General features: G+C 58.8%; 11 protein-coding genes. 3 read left to right on the plus strand and 8 right to left on the minus strand.

Features of this window, described 5'->3' with window-relative positions; translation table 11 throughout:
- Positions 1–295 precede the first annotated feature (295 nt).
- Positions 296–1,045, minus strand: coding sequence for a lysophospholipid acyltransferase family protein (locus HMPREF2927_RS08625; protein ID WP_070687166.1), 750 nt, complete (start codon positions 1,043–1,045; stop codon positions 296–298).
- A gap of 214 nt (positions 1,046–1,259) precedes the next feature.
- Here HMPREF2927_RS08625 and HMPREF2927_RS08630 point away from each other — a divergent pair, with 214 nt between their 5' ends.
- Together HMPREF2927_RS08630 and HMPREF2927_RS08635 are read left to right on the plus strand one after the other, a co-directional pair.
- Positions 1,260–2,126, plus strand: a complete 867-nt coding sequence (locus tag HMPREF2927_RS08630; protein ID WP_070687168.1) for an alpha/beta hydrolase — start codon at positions 1,260–1,262, stop codon at positions 2,124–2,126.
- Positions 2,127–2,276: 150 nt separating this feature from the next.
- Positions 2,277–4,418, plus strand: coding sequence for an AMP-binding protein (locus HMPREF2927_RS08635; RefSeq protein ID WP_070687170.1), 2,142 nt, complete (start codon positions 2,277–2,279; stop codon positions 4,416–4,418).
- Positions 4,419–4,546: 128 nt separating this feature from the next.
- On the opposite strand, the gene HMPREF2927_RS08640 is transcribed toward HMPREF2927_RS08635, so the two are convergent.
- The 6 genes from HMPREF2927_RS08640 to HMPREF2927_RS08665 all read right to left on the minus strand — a co-directional run bounded on the left by HMPREF2927_RS08640 (position 4,547) and on the right by HMPREF2927_RS08665 (position 14,285).
- Positions 4,547–6,004, minus strand: a complete 1,458-nt coding sequence (locus HMPREF2927_RS08640; protein ID WP_070687172.1) for a mycothione reductase — start codon at positions 6,002–6,004, stop codon at positions 4,547–4,549.
- Positions 6,005–6,322: 318 nt separating this feature from the next.
- The gene (locus HMPREF2927_RS08645) at positions 6,323–7,135 is read right to left on the minus strand and encodes a ParA family protein (protein WP_070687174.1); all 813 of its coding nucleotides are present in this window, start codon (positions 7,133–7,135) and stop codon (positions 6,323–6,325) included.
- 190 nt (positions 7,136–7,325) lie between these two features.
- A complete protein-coding gene (locus tag HMPREF2927_RS08650; RefSeq protein ID WP_049337541.1) occupies positions 7,326–7,973 on the minus strand; it encodes a MerR family transcriptional regulator in 648 nt (215 codons plus the stop codon).
- Positions 7,974–8,699: 726 nt separating this feature from the next.
- The gene (locus tag HMPREF2927_RS08655; protein WP_070687176.1) at positions 8,700–9,473 is read right to left on the minus strand and encodes a transcriptional regulator FtsR; all 774 of its coding nucleotides are present in this window, start codon (positions 9,471–9,473) and stop codon (positions 8,700–8,702) included.
- Between the two features lie 594 nt (positions 9,474–10,067).
- Positions 10,068–10,460, minus strand: coding sequence for a glycine cleavage system protein GcvH (gcvH, locus tag HMPREF2927_RS08660; RefSeq protein ID WP_070687178.1), 393 nt, complete (start codon positions 10,458–10,460; stop codon positions 10,068–10,070).
- A gap of 333 nt (positions 10,461–10,793) precedes the next feature.
- Positions 10,794–14,285, minus strand: a complete 3,492-nt coding sequence (locus HMPREF2927_RS08665; protein WP_070687179.1) for a bifunctional proline dehydrogenase/L-glutamate gamma-semialdehyde dehydrogenase — start codon at positions 14,283–14,285, stop codon at positions 10,794–10,796.
- Between the two features lie 511 nt (positions 14,286–14,796).
- Here HMPREF2927_RS08665 and HMPREF2927_RS08670 point away from each other — a divergent pair.
- A complete protein-coding gene (locus tag HMPREF2927_RS08670) occupies positions 14,797–15,723 on the plus strand; it encodes a LysR family transcriptional regulator (RefSeq protein ID WP_070687181.1) in 927 nt (308 codons plus the stop codon).
- Positions 15,724–15,904: 181 nt separating this feature from the next.
- On the opposite strand, the gene HMPREF2927_RS08675 is transcribed toward HMPREF2927_RS08670, so the two are convergent.
- Positions 15,905–16,714: a transcriptional initiation protein Tat gene (locus HMPREF2927_RS08675; protein WP_070687183.1), complete on the minus strand. Its 810-nt coding sequence runs from the start codon at positions 16,712–16,714 to the stop codon at positions 15,905–15,907.
- Positions 16,715–16,723 lie beyond the last annotated feature (9 nt).

Below are 16,723 nucleotides of genomic sequence, written 5' to 3' on the forward strand. Positions count from 1 at the left end.
TGTTCGGCGCGCCGTGTGCGGCGTGCTGGCTTGCGATTCTTCAGGCCGAATAGACCTAATTGTACTCTTGCTTGCTTCAACACCTAACCCTGCAGTCAGGTACATCTCACATGTTTAGATAGCGCCACCCGGTGTCGGCGATACGCGGGTTGATATACACCGCTGCAGAGCCGCATACGAAAGGGCGGGATGCGGCATGTACCGCATCCCGCCCTCTGGCGTATGTGTGCATCTGGCGTATGTGCGCACCCGGGGTGCTGTCTCAGGATGCTATCTCAGGGTGCTGTCTCAATGTTTAGTGCTGCAGGTGTGCGACTGCCTCATCAGCGCTCATGTTTTTATCAGCCATGAGTTTCTTGACGCGGTCGGCGTACACGTCCACGTATTCCTGGCCGCTGAGGGCACGAATCTCGGAGCCAATACGGTGGGCGATTTCACGCTGAACGCGGTGGCTCAGGTCTGAGCCGTCGGTGTATTCCTCGAAGGTGAGGGGCTTGCCGATAATGGTACGCACCTGGATAGGCTTGCCGTCGTGGCGCAGACGGATACGGTTCGAGCCGGAGGGCTGAATCAGGTCGGTACCGATCTGTCCGATGGGCACTACGGGCACGCCTGCTTCAACTGCGAGGCGGGCGACACCGACCTTGGGGCGGTAGCCGCGTCCGTCGGGGCTACGAGTGCCTTCGGGGTAGATGCCGATGATGCCGCCGTCCTTGAGGACCTGCGCGCCGGCATTGAGGGATTCCTGGCTCTTCTGGCCGCCGGAGCGGTCCATGGGAAGCTGGCCAACGCTGCGGAAGAACGCCGCCATGGCGCGACCCTTCACGCCGGGGGTGGTGAAGTAGTCGCTCTTGGCGAGGAAGTTCACGGTGCGCGGCATGGCGAGAGGAATAAAAATGGAGTCGCAGAATGCCAGGTGGTTGCTGGCGACGATGTAGGGCCCCTCGGGCAGGTTTTCCAGGCCAACCACGTCGTGGTGGTACAGTCCCTGCAGCAGGGGTGAGCCAAGAACCTTGAGCGTTGAATAGAGGGCGGTGTTAGGCATTGGGGTCTCCTCTCTGAATATTCCCGGGTCAATTCTATCTTGTCTGGAGCGTAGCGAGATAATAAAAGAAAGAGAACGATTTTTCTGCGCACCGGTGTATCGGGTGCGCTGGGGGCGATATACCAGCATCGGTGCTGTATCTGTGGTAGCCGGTCGGGGTACGCTATAGAGCCTCGCCTACGCTAATAGTGCTGCAGGTAGGCGAAGGAGGACCATGAGCATTTTCGATAATTCGCTGGAACCGGTCAAAAGGATTCGGCGTAAGGCTCGCGAGCGCAGGCTTCTTGCAACCCAAAATGTTAAGGAATCTTTGGCGCGTCGCCTCGGGGAAGAGCAGGATGCATTCGACCACTCCCCTGTTTCTTTTGCCCCTGATTCGGGGCAGCATTCCGTGGGTATTTTGCTGGTGCATGGTTTTACGGGTTCGCCGCACAGTATGCGCCCGGTGGCTCAGCGTTTTATGGAGCTCGGTTATGCGGTAGAGATGCCTGTGCTGACTGGGCACGCGACCCGTTGGCAGGATTTGCGTGATAGCACGTACCAGCAGTGGCTGGATTCTGCTGAGCGGGGGTACCGCCGCCTGACCAATCAGGGCTTGCAGGTGGTGGTCATCGGAATGTCGATGGGCGGTACGGTGGCGACTCACCTGTCGGCGCGTCTGCCGGTGGCGGGTACAGTGCTGATTAACCCCTATATGGTGGATGTGAACCCGATGATGCGCCACGCCGGCAAGGTCTCGAAGGTTCTGCCGGTACTCAAGGCGATCGGTTCCGATATTGCGGTTCCGGGCGTGAGCGAGGGTGCGTATTCTCTCGTTCCGACCGCGGCGGTGCATCAGTTGCATCTTTTGGGTGCTGAGACTCGTGCTCTGATTCCGCAGTTGAAGTCGCCGGTTCTGTATTTGCGTTCACTGGGCGATCATACTGTGTTGGATAGCTCCCACAGATATTTTCTCGAACATTGTTCAGTTCCTGTAGAATTTAGGTGGCTGACCCGTAGCTACCATGTGGCAACTCTGGACTATGACGCAGAGTATCTGCTCTCCGCCATCCAAGCTTTTGTCGCATCCCTAAACCACTAGTTCTGCGGCTCCGCTCGCTGCAACTGGCGTAAGCATCACCCGCCGTAGCGAGTAGAACAGCAGATAGATATTACGGCTCCTTGGGCCATCGAGGACAGCCCGCGGCACCGGATCCGCCACGGGCTCACGCCCTGATTTGAAAGGCGCATTATGAAAGTCTTCTCCACTCCCGCTGAGGTTATTGTCGACCCCTCACTGAATCTGACAAGCATTGTTGAGCGCCACCGTGCCGATAGCTCCAACCCGTTGCTGTACCGCCGTCAGATGTCTCCGGGTAACTGGCAGCCGGTTCACTCCCAGCAATTCCACCAGATGGTGACCGACCTGGCTAAGGGCATGATTGCCGCTGGTATCCGCCCGGGTGACCGTGTGGGTATTATGAGCCGCACCCGTTTTGAGTGGACCGTCATTGACTTCGCGATTTGGTATGCCGGCGCTGTCTCTGTGCCGGTATATGAGACGAACGCTGCCGCCCAGGCTGCGTGGGCTCTGTCCCATTCTGAGGCTGTCGCCATCTTCGTCGAGGATGAGAAGCTCCTGAATCGTGTGGCTGAGGCTGAAGAATACGCCGCTTCTACGTCTGAGCCGTGCCAGCTCAAGCACCGCTGGGTCATTGAGAACGGCGACCTTGATACCCTCAGCGCTCGCGCGTCCGAGGTGAGCGATGAGCAGCTGGAGCAGATACGTTCCGCCGCCGGTTGTGATGACATCGCGACCATTGTGTACACCTCCGGCACGACCGGTCGCCCCAAGGGTTGCGCGCTGACTCACGGTCATTTCCTGAACCTGAGTGCCAACACTAAGTTTGCAGAGACTGAGATTGCAAACTCGCGTAACTCCTCTATTCTTTTCTTGCCGCTGGCGCACGTTCTGGCGCGTCTGATTCAGGTGCTGGCACTGGACGCTGGCCTGGTTATCGGCCACTCCCCCAATATCAAGAACCTGGCTGCTGACTTGGATAGCTTCAAGCCGACCATGCTGCTGGTGGTTCCCCGCGTCTTTGAGAAGGTGTACGAGGGTGCCATGGCGAAGGCGGCTAAGGGCGGCAAGTTCAATAAGGCTCTCTTTGAGCGTTCCACCGATATTGCGGTGCGCTGGTCGCAGGCAAAGGTTGAGGGCCGCGTGCCCGTCAAGCTGGCGGCACAGTACGCTCTGTACGACAAGCTGGTCTACTCGAAGCTGCGGTCGGCTCTGGGCGGCGAGCTGCGTTACGCGGTCTCCGGCGGCGGCCCCCTCGGCGAGCGCCTGGCGCACTTCTTCCACGCGGTGGGTGTGCAGGTGGTTGAGGGTTACGGCCTGACCGAGACCTGCGCCCCGATTGCGGCTGGCCGCATCGACCCGTACCAGATTGGCATGATTGGCCCGCTCATCCCCGGTTCCGAAGGCTACATTGCTGAGGACGGCGAGCTTCTGGTTCGTGGCGTGGGCGTGATTAGCAGCTACTACAAGAACCCCGAGGAGGATGCTCATGCGTTCACCGAGGACGGCTGGTTCCGTACCGGTGACCTGGCTCGTTTCGATGAACGAGGCTACCTGAAGATTGTGGGCCGTAAGAAGGAAATCATTGTCACCGCCGGCGGTAAGAACGTGATTCCGGGTATTGCGGAGGGTCATTTGCGCACTTCTCCCCTGGTTTCTCAGGCGATGCTGGTTGGCGATGAGAAGCCGTTCATTGCGGCTCTGGTGACCCTGGATCCGGATACCCTGCCCGAGCAGTTGGAGCACCTGGGCTTGCCGCGTTCGCTCTCCATTCCGGAGGCTGCCGTTCACCCGGCGGTTCGTGCCGCAATTCAGAAGCTCGTGGACGAGGCGAACCAGCTGGTTTCCCGTGCCGAGGGCATTCGCGAGTTCCGCATCATGAACCGTGACCTGACCGAGGAAGATGGTTACCTGACTCCTTCGCAGAAGCTGCGCCGCGCGAAGATTCTGCAGGATTTCTCCTCCTACGTGGATGAGATGTACGGTAAGGTTTCTGATAGCACGTCGGATTCTTTGGCTCGTCTGCAGGAGTACGCAGCGGAGCAGTCTGAAAAGTTCGCTGAACTGCGTGAGCAGGCGGCTGAGCGTCTGCACGAGTACGCGGATCACCAGGCGGAGCGTCTTGCAGAGTTGCGTGAGCAGGCGGCTGAGAAGTTTGAGGAGCTGCGTGAACAGACCGCTGAAATGATGCAGAAGCCGCATGAAGATAAGGCTGAGAAGGCAGAAAAGGCTGAGGATTCTTCTGCAGAAGCTGCTGCTGAAAAGGCAGAAGCTAAGAAGGCTGAGAAGAAACCTGAAAGCGACAACGCATAACCGGCTCTGGCCACCATTAACGAGAGGAGGGGGGTCGTACCTAAGCGGTACGACCCCCCTCCTCTCTGTTTGTTCGCTAGATGCCTCGGCTTCCGGGCGTTATCTAGCCGTCGTTAGATGGCGAATTCTTAGTTTGCGGGCTCGTCGAATTCCAGGCCGAGCAGCGCGTTCTCAACGATTTCGGTCAGTGCCGGGTGGATCCAGTACTGGCCGCGTGCGAGGGTTCGCGCATCCATACCGAAGCTCATTGCCTGCAGGAGCGGCTGGATGAGCACGGAGGACTCTTCACCGACCAGGTGTGCGCCGAGCAGCACGCCGTTGTCCTTGCGGGCGATGAGCTTGCACAGGCCAATCTTGTCTTCCATTGCCCAGCCGTAGGCGGTGTCGCCAAAGTTCTGTGCCTTGACGGTAATCTCAAAGCCTTCACGCTCAGCGGCCTGGCGCGCCTGCTCTTCGGTCATGCCGACCACGGCAATCTGCGGGTTGCTGAAGACCGCGGCGGGTACGTAGCGGTGGTCACTGGCACGCAGGTCCTCGGGGTGGCTGAGGTTGTGCTGCACAACGCGGGCCTCGTGGTTTGCAACGTGCTTGAGCTGGTAGCGGCTGGACACGTCACCGAGGGCGTAGACGCCGGGTACGGGTGCACCGTTGTAGAGCACGCGCTGGTGCTTATCGACGCTGAGCTGACCGCCGTCCTGCACGTCGAAGTAGTTCTTCGCGTTGAGGGTGTCGGTGTTGGGGCGGCGACCCGTAGCCACGAGCACAGCGTCTGCCGGGATTTCGAGCAGTTCTTCACCGTTCTCGGTGGTGCGCTTCGCTACGACGGTCACGCTGCCGTCGGCGTTCTCACGAATCTCGGAGAGGGACGCATCCTTGACGATGTTCCACTGCTTGCTTGCGGCTTCTTCAAAGCGTGCCACGACCTCTTCATCCACGTTGCGCAACAGGCGGGAGGAGCGGTTCAGCTGGGTCACTTCGGTGCCGAATGCAGAGAAAACGTGGGAGAATTCTGCCGCAATCACGCCGCCGCCGATGACGACCATGCGCGCGGGTAGCTCGTCCATGCGCATGACATTGTCGTTGGTGTAGACCTTGGAGGAGTCGATACCGGGAACGGGAGGCAGCACGGCGCGCGAACCAGCCGCAATCACAATCTGGCGGCCCTGCAGGCGGGTGCCGTCGGTCAGCTCGACGGTGTGGGAGCCTACGAAGCGGGCGTACTGGTCGTAGAAGTCGACGTTGGGCAGGCCGGCACGCCAGTCGCGGCCGCCCTCAGCGATCTGGTCGATGCGGGAGGCAAAGATGCGGTCACGAATCTGTGCCCAGTGCACGGCGTCTACGTGCGCGTCGACGCCCAGGTGCTTGACCTCGCGGGTCTTCTGCGCGATAGTCGCCGGGTAGACGTACATCTTGGTGGGGATGCAGCCAACGTTGAGGCAAGTGCCGCCGAAGATGCCGCCGTCGATGAGGGCGACCTTCTTGTCGTCCCATTCGGGGCCGATGAGGGTGTTGCCGGATCCGGAGCCGATGACGATGAGGTCGTATTGTGCTACGCCGTCAATGCGTTCTACGTTCTCGATGCTCATGTGGTCCTCTCGTTGATGGTGTTGAGGCTGGGCTCGTTCCCAGCGTGCCCCCCTCGATGGCGGGGTTATTTCTGTTACTGCCACTATAACGCGTGGAGGCTACCGGCTATTCCCGCAATCTCGTGTCAATGTTGCCGGATATGCGAAAATGCGACATCCCAAAGAACACAGCCCTGAGAACACAGCCCTGAGAACACAGCGCTGAGAACACAGGGGTTCTTTGAGAAGACGCACTCAAGCGTTGATACCTCAAGCGCTGAGGACTATTCGAGCCCGCGGATTAGTGACGTGTAGATGTCTGCGATTAGAGGTTAGCGCTTAGATATCAGCCATCAGCCCAGCCAGCAGGCGGGTGAAGTCAATGGCGGGATCAACCGATTCTTCGTCGGGCCAAAAATGAATCGGATACGCGGCGCCCTGGGCACGCTGCAGCACGGGGCTTTCAGCGAGCACGGGTTCTGCCACGAGCTCACCGAAGAGGGAACGCATTTCGTCGCGTCGGTAGCTGTGTTCGCTATCGTTGGGGCGCATCTTGTTGATAATGACGCCCGCACCTTCGATGCTGATGCCGCTTTCCTGCTGAAAGCGCACGATGGCGCGCAGGGTTCGTTCGGTGCCCGCCACGGAGAAAAGAGAAGGCTCAGCGACCGAGAGGATGCGCTCACTCACCGCCCAGCCCATTGAAGACAGGGTTCCGAGGAACGGCGGGCAGTCAATTAGGATGACGTCGTAGGCGTCCGCTGCCGCCTCCACCATGCGCTTGAAGCGGCGGATGAACGGCGCAGCTTCCTGCCGGTCCACGAGGGTGGAACGAGCCGAACCGCGCGCCACCTTCACGCTACCGGTGGTCACGGGGTTATTGGTCAGCAGGGTGGGTTTGCCGACGAGCGCGTTCCAGGAGGAGCTACCGGCTTCCTCCGCGAAGGCGCGCTCATTGGAACTGGCGATTAGGGAGGCGACGTCGGGGATGGATTCATCCACCGCCAGGCCGGTGCTGGCGTCGCCGTGGGGGTCGAGGTCAATAACGAGTGTGGAGAGTCCGCTGTGTAATGCCGCGGAGGCAAGCCCCAAAGTGATGGACGTTTTGCCAACGCCGCCCTTGAGGCTGCTGATACTGACGATGCGGGGCATGCAGGTCCCTTTTATGAGTGAGGTGTAATGCCCCTTCATTTTAGCGAATCTTCGCTTTTCTTCTGGCTCTGACAGCGGTGTATCTTGAGTTTTTCTCAGGCGGGCATTGAATATTCCCTCGGGTTTAAAGCTTCAGCCCGCGCTCGCCACCTGGCAGGTGGTAAACGCGGGCTGATCTAAGTTTTATGTTTTATGCCTGTGCACGGCGGGCACGGCGGGCGGCGAGTTCGTCGCCTTCGAAGTTTTCGTGCATTTCTTCGCCGGGCTGGCCGTTGAGGTTCATTTCGATTTCGCGCCAGACGCGACCGATAGCGATACCGAAGACGCCCTGACCTGCCTGAACCAGGTCAATGACCTCGCTCGGGGAGGTGCATTCGTAGACGGTGGTACCGTCACTCATGAGGGTAATGTTCGCGAGGTCGTCAATGCCGCGGGTACGCAGGTGCTCGATGGAGGTGCGAATCTGCTGCAGGGACACGCCGGTGTCAAGCAGTCGCTTCACAATCTTGAGCACGAGCACGTCGCGGAAGCTGTAGAGGCGCTGGGTACCGGATCCGGAGGCGCCACGCACGGTGGGTACGACTAGGTCGGTGCGTGCCCAGTAGTCGAGCTGGCGGTAGGTGATGCCGGCTGCCTTGCAGGCGACGGCGCCACGGTAGCCGAGGTTTTCCTCGACGACGGAGACCGGGTCGGTGAAGAGTACGCCTTGTTCACCGCGCGGAGGCGGTGCTACGGGGAAGAGGGTGTCGAAGCCGTCCAGGGGCTGGTCGAAGCCCTGGGGTGCCTCATGGGTGCCTGCGGCCTCGCCTGCATTTTCGGCTACCTGCTGCTCTAGCACGGTCCCTCCTTTTCATTAACCCGTTTAATGCGATTCACCGCGCCCTATCAAATGTGGTCGATATCGTTCCGGTGTAGACCCGATTCTCGGGGTGAGATTCTAGGGTTGAGGTCTAGAATCTGCGTCTATGATTCGCGTGGCTCCTCTACTGGGTTCCGGCGCGGTTTTCAATACTACACAGCGGTTCAACAGTGCGACCGATGCGCGATAGGCGCGGCTGTTCAATCTATTTTAACTGATAGAGGGCTCTACTTAAAATTGAACCCACCGGAGCGAATGATCTTTTCAGATTCATTCTTGCCTCAATAACGCCTCGTAGGGGCGCTCCTTCCCCGCTGTTCCGTTCGCTTTTTCTGGGCACCCCCGCACAGGGGAGTTTAAACAGGGGAAATTTAAAAAGTAAATGCGTACGGGCTGGTAGTCCGTACGCATTTACAGCTGAGTTGAGTGAATAGCCTTGGCAGGCCGGGAGCCCCCTGGTGAGAAAGCTCTTCGTGTTGGACGAAGGGGTAGAAAATCCGAGCGTGCCAGCGTCGGCTTCGTCCAAGTCTAGAGGCCGCTACCCGTTGGTAAGGGGTAGGGACTATAGTTGGTAAGGGGTAGGGACTATAGAGGGAATCACCGTGGTCAGCGGTGTTTCCCGAAGGAAATCCCCATTTGGGGTGCGGTAGAACCGCTGAGAGTTCACGAACGACAGGCTGTCCGGCAGCCTGCGTCTTCGTTCGCCTACTCGTAGGTAGGCATCGCCGATTCGACGAGAGTTGCGTGCAGCTGCAGGCACAACTTGCGGATCTTGTCGGCTCGTTCCTGCGCCTGAGCCTGGGAGGCTGCGTCGCGGCGCGATGCCAGCGGAGCTACCGCAATTTCCACGAGGGAGATTTCGCGGTCTGCCGCAGACTTGAACGCACGCAGGTGACGGGGCTGAATGCCGTGCTGGGTCAGCTCCGCGCTCACGCGGGCGATCAGCACGTCGTAATCGGTGTACTCCACATCCGAGCCATCTTCGAGCAGTCCAAAGTCAATCAGCTCGCGAATCAGTTCGGGAGTGGTGTTAGCGTATTCTGCCAGCTCACGGAGGCTGTAAGTACGGCCTTCCTGCTCGTCCGGTCCGAGGACGGTATCCAGGACGTCTTCGCTTACGGTGGTGGGCATGGAGTTCAGTACGCGTCCGGCTTCCAGGTCCTCCAGGTGCTGACGGATTACCTTGAGCGGCATGTAGTGGTCGCGCTGCATAGTGAGAATGTAGCGCAGGCGCTCAATGTCAGTCTGGGAGTACTTGCGGTAACCGGTTTCGGTACGGCTGGGGTGCACGAGACCGCACTCTTCCAGGAAGCGAATCTTGGAGGCGCTAATTCCGGGGAACTCCAGGTCAAGCTGGCTAAGAACCTGACCAATGGTCCGGCTCTTAACGTCACGCGGGTTACGGTCAGAGTCGCCGTTCTCCACGTCCTCTAGTTGAACCTCAGCGTTAGTGAGGTTCTCATCGATGCGTGAGGTCATCTATGTCTTTCGGGTACTTGTTCGGTCGATGACGATACTCGCCGTATTTGAGTGAATGGCTCGTTCCCCGGGTCGGGGGTCTCGCTTCGTGCCGAACATCTTTGCTTAGTGTTGAGAGTGTGATAGATAAGTTTAGTTGTTTATCACGAAATGATAAACCGCAAACCTTCGAGACAATCTTATAGCCTCACAAGGCATTTTGCTATTTAGTTCGCCCTTTTCAGAGGCTTTTTGAACCCAAAAATAGCCATACAATCAAACATTATTCAGTAGAGACAGTACCAATTTTAGCAAAATTCCAATACCTCGAACACATATATCTCATATTGGACTGCTTTACGAGGAAAATTTTATCTTCTCGCGATAGTTGAAGTTTTCATCACATTTAACTTGAAAGAGGCTCCCACTAGGGGTTTAGTCATCCTTCAAGCCCCTTTAGTGAATTCCTACACCTTCAAGACTAACCTTAAATGCGCCCAACTATTTGCGTTTGTGTGCATTTTAAAAGAAAAACGGCGAGACCAATCGGTCTCGCCGTCTCACCACTACATACCTCTTATCCGAGGCCTATAGAAGGTCTTAGAGTCTATCGACTTAGAGTTTGTCCAGCTCAGCCTTGTATGCCTCTGCATCCAGCAGGTTCGCCAGGTCATCAGTGTTCTCGGGGCGAATCTCAATGATCCAGCCCTCGCCATAGGGGTCAGAGTTGACCAGTGCGGGGTCATCCTCCAGACCCTCGTTCACTGCAACAATCTCGCCCGCAATGGGAGCGAAAAGATCAGAGACAGACTTGGTGGACTCAATCTCACCGAAGCTATCCTCAGCAGCTACAGAATCGCCAACAGAGGGAAGGTCGACGTAGACGACGTCACCCAGTGCATCCTGAGCGTGGTCGGTAATACCAACACGTACGGTGCCCTCGGCGGTGAGAGCGGAAACCCACTCGTGCTCAGAAGTGTAAGAGAGTTCTGCGGGAACGTTGCTCATAGCAGCGGTGTCCTTTCAGTGTGTTCTTGCGTAGCGCGGACCGTCCCGCGCACGGTGTCGTTCCGTATGTGGGATGACGGAACGTCCTACACCAATTATCACATAAGAAGTAACGCGGGGCACGTCCAAACACCCCCGTACCACTTCTATGACACTATATTTTCCTTATCCTATCTAACCGCTCAATAAGCGCCCCTTCCCAAGGCCCTAGAAGTACCCCTATTACTCACCTCCAGCAGACAGCCATCAGACACACCAAAAGGCTCAGGGCCCCACACCATGAAGGTGCAGAGCCCTGAGCCTTAGGCTAGAGAGCTAAACTCTCACAGCGCCTTAGCGGGAAGAAATGACGCGCTCGGAGAAGCGGTTCGGGTTACCGAAACGGTGTGCGGTAATCGAAACAGCCTGCTCGCGGAGGAAGGGCAGCATCTCGATACGGCCAGCCTCGGTGACGGGTGCGAAGTACACTGCAACGTCCGGGCGACCGCCCAGTGCGGTGTAGATGGACTTCTCATCGTTACCGATGTAGCGGATACGGGTGCCTTCCAGCGGGGTACCAGCCAGTGCGCGGACCGGGGTCTTTGCGTTGGATGCCAGGTACTCACGGAACTGAGCGTCCGACTTGACTTCGTACTTGATGCCCTTGTTCTCGAGGACGCCACGAACGTCGACCGGCAGGTCCTTACCGACGGACAGAGCAACCGGTGCGTTAGCTGCCAGACCGGCGAGCACAACGCGCAGGGTCTCTGCTGCGGATGCGGACTCGTCTGCACGAACCAGAACCTGGGTGGGTACGTAGCGCAGGATGTTGCGCTCCACGCCCAGCTTCGAGGGATCGTGGCCGAAGCCGAACTCGGTGTCCCAAGCGTGTGCGTCAGAGGAGACACCGCGCTTGATGAATGCGAAGTCATCGCGCTTGCCGAGCTCGGAGTTCTCGATGGTAGCCAGGGTCTCGCGAACGGTCACCGACTGGGTGGTTGCGGTTGCGGTTGCCTGTGCGGGCTCCCAGTCGGACAGAGCAATCAGGTAGCTGGGGCCACCAGCCTTGGTACCGGAGCCAACGGTGGACTTCTTCCAACCACCGAAGGGCTGACGCTGAACGATTGCACCGGTAATTGCACGGTTCACGTACAGGTTACCTGCCTGGACCTTGGAGAGCCACAGCTCGAGCTCGTCAGCATCCAGCGAGTGCAGACCTGCGGTCAGGCCGTAATCGGGTGCGTTCTGCAGCTCGATTGCCTCTTCCAGGGTGTCAGCGGTCATGATACCCAGGATGGGACCGAAGTACTCGGTCATGTGGTACTCAGAACCGGGCTTGACACCTTCGCGAACACCGGGGCTCCACAGGCGGCCAGTGTCGTCCAGTTCCTTGGGCTGAACGAGCCAGCGCTCGCCCGGGCCGAGGGTGGTCAGACCGCGCAACAGCTTCTCTTCCGGCTTCTGAACAACGGGGCCCATCTCGGATTCGATGTCCTGCGGGTGTGCCACGTGCAGGGAGCTGACGGAGTCAAGCAGCTGACGGCGGAAACGCTCAGACTGTGCCACGGAGCCAACCAGGATGACGGTGGAGCCAGCGGAGCACTTCTGACCTGCGTGACCGAATGCCGAGTAGACGACGTCCTTGACGGCGAGGTCGATGTCAGCGTTCGGGGTGACGATGATGGAGTTCTTACCCGAGGTCTCACCGAACAGGGGCAAGTCATCACGCCAGGAGCGGAAGAGCTCAGCGGTCTCGTAACCACCGGTCAGGATCAGGCGGTCAACCTCGGGGTGCGAGATGAGCAGCTTGCCTGCAGCGCGGTCAACAACCTTGACGAGCTTCAGAACTTCCTTGGGAACGCCTGCATCCCACATGATCTCTGCGATCAGGGCACCGGTGCGAGCGGTGATGGTTGCGGGCTTGAAGATGACAGCAGAACCTGCAGCCAGACCAGCCAGAACACCACCGGCGGGGATAGCGGTCGGGAAGTTCCACGGGGGAACAACCAGGGTCAGGTCAACGGACTTGGGCTTTGCGCCGTCGATCTTCTCGAGGTCCTCAGCCAGCATTGCGTAGTAGTATGCGAAGTCGATTGCCTCGGAGACCTCGGTGTCGCCCTGCTCCAGGGTCTTGCCAGCCTCAGCTGCCATAACCTCCAGCAGGTCACCGCGGCGCAGTGCGATTGCCTTACCGACCTTGCGCAGAATCTCTGCACGCTCGTGGCCGGAGAGCTTGCCCCATGCCTTGCCAGCCTCTTCGGTTTCCTTGATCAGCTTCTCAGCCTCAGCCTCGCTGGTCAGCTCGTTAGCCTTGAGGGTGTCGATGCCCAGCTTGGTGGTCTTGGAACGCTCGAGGATTGCGCGGCCCCACTCGCGGTTACCGGAGAGTGCGGGGTCGGTGTCGGGGGTGTTCTCGAAGCGGCCTGCCGGTACGAAGACGTTGTCCTCGTTCTCGGTCAGACGGTTCTGAGTGCGCTTGGATGCGGGAACCTCATCGGTGACGGAGTTCAGTGCACGCATGAAGCGGTCCTCTTCGCGCTTGAAGATGGACTCGTCGGTTGCCAGGTCGAAGATACCGGACATGAAGTTCTCGGAGGAAGCGTTCTCCTCGAGACGACGAATCAGGTATGCGATAGCAACGTCGAATTCCTTGGGGTTCACGACGGGCACGTACAGCAGCAGGTGGCCAACGCGACGGCGGATGATCTCTGCCTGCTGCTCAGCCATACCAATCAGCATCTCGAACTCGACGCGGTCCTTCACGCCACGGTCCTCGGACAGCAGCAGTGCGAAAGCAACGTCGAAGAGGTTGTGGCCTGCAATACCGAGGCGAACGTTCTTCACGTGCTCGGGACGCAGTGCGTAGTCCAGAACGCGCTTGTAGTTGGTGTCAGCAGCCTGCTTGGTGTCCCAGGTGGTCAGCGGCCAGCCGTGCATAACAGCTTCCACGATTTCCATGGAGAGGTTTGCACCCTTAACCAGGCGGACCTTGATGCCTGCGCCGCCAGCAGCAACGCGCTTTGCGGACCACTCCTGCAGGTGCTGCATTGCAGCCAGGGTGTCGGGCAGGTATGCCTGAAGCACGATACCGGCTTCCAGGTCCTTCAGGTGGGGCTGGTCCAGGATCTTGGTGAACACCTCAATGGTGAGATCCAGGTCCTTGTACTCCTCCATGTCCAGGTTGATGAACTTCTTGGGGGAGGTGGATGCAGCCAGCTCGTACAGCGGGGTCAGGCGGCGAACAGCGGTCTCAACAACCTCGTCGAATGCCCAGTGCTGGTGGGGGCCGGAAACAGCGGACACCTTGATGGAGACGTAGTCAACATCGTCACGTGCCAGCAGGCGCTTGGTCTCAGCCAGGCGGTGCTCTGCTTCCTTGTCACCCAGAACTGCCTCACCGAGCAGGTTGACGTTCAGGCGGTTACCGGTCTTGGTCAGCTCTGCAATTGCGTCGCCCAGCTTCTCCTCGGAAGCGTCGACGATCAGGTGACCAACCATCTCGCGCAGCACGCGGCGTGCAACGGGAACGGTGGGCCATGCGACCTTGCCAGCCAGCTTGCCACCGAAGCCAACAGCGGACTTCATGTACCAGGGCAGGAAGGAAGGTGCCAGGCCTGAAATACGGGAAAGGTTGCGGCCGGAGACGTTGTCGTCTTCGGGGCGAATAACGCCATCAACAAAGCCGACGGTGAAGGGAAGACCATTGGGGTCCTTCAGAACACCGGCGAGCTGCTCAGCCGCGAAGGTGGGCTTGATCGACTGGGACTCATTTACCCACTGACGAACAAGCTGACGAGCTTCCAGAGCCATCTTCTGGTAGTGCTCAGATGCGAAAGGATGGGTCATCCTTGACTCCTAACTATCTCACTGTGTGCGGTGCACACCACGTTTGGCGATGTCTCTATTTCACCACAAAAGGGTAATAAATACCTCATTAGAAAAACTGAATGTTTTTTCCAAAATCCATTTAGTTTTTCTAAATGATTGTGCGGTGCGGTTCCCGCCCGGCAACCCTCCGAACACCGAGCCCAAAGAGAAGAAACGAAGACCATAGCGACATCGCTATCAATCCCTCTCAGGCTAGCACTTTCAGAAAGCAAATACCGAACCGATTTCGTAACAATCGAACACTTCAACCCCATTCCCAAAAGCATCTTCGACTCTAAGAATTATCACATTCACGCAAAATACCCACTACACAAGCCAACATGCCTACCCGAGATTCCCGCCATCTCAAAAAGAGCTGCAACAAAGCCCACGCGGTACCATAGACAAGAGTCCACGATGAGAGACGCACCACGGAAGAGCTCAGCGGCACAATCTGCAGAACAACCGGGCGCGCCAGGGAGGAAATAACGTGTCAATCTACGACATTCGACGCATGCAAATGCTCCTCGAAATCCAAGAACGAGGCACCGTCATCGCTGCCGCAGAAGCGCTCAGCCTCACTCCCTCCGCCGTCTCCCAGCAGATTGCCACCCTCGAGAAAGAAACCGGCACCCCGCTTCTGCAGCGCATCGGCAGGCGCGTACAGCTCACCAGCGCCGGACTCATCATCGTCGACAGCGCCCGCAGCATCCTGCGCGAACTCGACCGCATGCAAACCTCCGTCGCCAACCTCACCGGCGAACCTGCAGGCATGGTTCGCCTCGCCATCTTCCAGTCCGCAGCCTTCGCACTGCTACCGGAAACCCTCAGCTACCTTGCCGAACACGCCCCCTCACTCACCCTGCAAGTACTGCAAATCGACCCCGAAACCGGCACCTCCCTGACCCGAAGCCGCGAATACGACATGGTGCTCTCCGAAGCCTACCCGCACCACCACATCCCCGAATACCCCGAACTGCACTCCGAGCTACTCACCGAAGACCCGCTCAGCCTCATCGTGCCCAGCACCTCCACCATCACCTCGATTGAGGAGGCGCACGCACTCCCTTGGGTCCTCGAAATGGAACAGAATACCTCCCGCAGCTGGGCGCTCAACCAGTGCCGCACCGCAGGATTTGAACCGGTCATCCGCTACAGCGCAAACGACATGATCACGAACTCCAACCTCGTCAAAGCAGGATTCGCCGTCACCATCGTGCCCGGCTTCATCCTCTCCTCCCTCTCCACCACAGAGGGGCTACGCATCGTAGAGCTCCCCGGCAAACCCTCCCGCAAAATCTTTACCGCCGTGCGCCGAGAGTCCGCCGCCAACCCCGCCATCGCCATGGTGCGTGAAGCACTGCACCACGCGGTGCAGGTGGCATTCGGCGAACACGACAGGACCGAAACTGCATAAGAAAAACCAGCTGCCGCCCACGCCGGCAGACTAGATACTGCAAAGGTCGGGGCCGTTCCCACGAACGACCCCGACCTTTCAACATACCTTTTTGAACAGGCGCCTATATATAGAGGTATAAAAACACACAGCGGAGCCGTTCCCCCGCCGTACCCATCCTTCACAGGAGCCAGCCCAACTGCTAGTTCAACGAAGCAACCACAGCCGGGCTCTGCACCTCGTAGAACGACGAGGACAAACCAGCCGCCGCCATATCCAGCACAGCGCTCACATGAACCTGCTTCAACGCAGAACCGGCAACGCCCGAAGCCACCTGATAATTCAGCTGAACATCCAAGCGGTGACCGCGAGGAATAGCAGTGCGCAACTCCAGAACGTTCTCGCTGCCAGCACCAGCCTGACCGGTCTGCTCGCTACGGCGCACCGCATCAAGATTCAGAGCATCCACAGGAGCCACCAGGGCCGAAGCACCCAAGCCGCCCGAAGGCAGCACCGCCTGACCCGAGGAAACATGAAGAGTCACCGCAGGATTCAACAACAAACCAGTCTTCGGATCCTGCGCGCGAGCACGCACCATCAGGCGAGTACCCACCGGCAGCGTCGAATTGCCCTCATTAATAATGCTCAGGCGAGTCGGCAGATTCCGGAAAGCAACAGTACGTGCCGGCTGACTCTGCAAAGACACAGCCTGCACACCGTTAGCAGCCTTCAATTCCAGGCGGATGCACGACTCGTTATAGCGCATCGGAACCTGCACCAGCGCAGAACTCGCCGCGCCGCCGTGCTGTCCACCGCCATGCTGTCCACCGCCGCGCTGCCCGCCACGCTGTCCGCCAGGGCGCTGGGTCACCGGGGTCACGCGAGCGCGCTTACCGCCCGAACGAGTTGCCGCCGCCGCAGCGCTCACGCCGCCAGCTACCAGGGCAGCCGAAGCACCCGCAACCTTCAACGCGGTACGGCGAGAAGCGTTCATCAGATTATTCTTAGTCATTTTCTACTC

The sequence above is a fragment of the Rothia sp. HMSC061E04 genome, assembly GCF_001813685.1.
Lineage (GTDB): Bacteria > Actinomycetota > Actinomycetes > Actinomycetales > Micrococcaceae > Rothia > Rothia mucilaginosa.

Bases quoted from the DNA above. Each gene is read 5' to 3' on its own strand.
- HMPREF2927_RS08625 (WP_070687166.1), bottom strand. From the start codon at position 1,045: ATGCCTAACACCGCCCTCTATTCAACGCTCAAGGTTCTTGGCTCACCC.
- HMPREF2927_RS08630 (WP_070687168.1), top strand. From the start codon at position 1,260: ATGAGCATTTTCGATAATTCGCTGGAACCGGTCAAAAGGATTCGGCGT.
- HMPREF2927_RS08635 (WP_070687170.1), top strand. From the start codon at position 2,277: ATGAAAGTCTTCTCCACTCCCGCTGAGGTTATTGTCGACCCCTCACTG.
- HMPREF2927_RS08640 (WP_070687172.1), bottom strand. From the start codon at position 6,004: ATGAGCATCGAGAACGTAGAACGCATTGACGGCGTAGCACAATACGAC.
- HMPREF2927_RS08645 (WP_070687174.1), bottom strand. From the start codon at position 7,135: ATGCCCCGCATCGTCAGTATCAGCAGCCTCAAGGGCGGCGTTGGCAAA.
- HMPREF2927_RS08655 (WP_070687176.1), bottom strand. From the start codon at position 9,473: ATGACCTCACGCATCGATGAGAACCTCACTAACGCTGAGGTTCAACTA.
- gcvH (WP_070687178.1), bottom strand. From the start codon at position 10,460: ATGAGCAACGTTCCCGCAGAACTCTCTTACACTTCTGAGCACGAGTGG.
- HMPREF2927_RS08665 (WP_070687179.1), bottom strand. From the start codon at position 14,285: ATGACCCATCCTTTCGCATCTGAGCACTACCAGAAGATGGCTCTGGAA.
- HMPREF2927_RS08675 (WP_070687183.1), bottom strand. From the start codon at position 16,714: ATGACTAAGAATAATCTGATGAACGCTTCTCGCCGTACCGCGTTGAAG.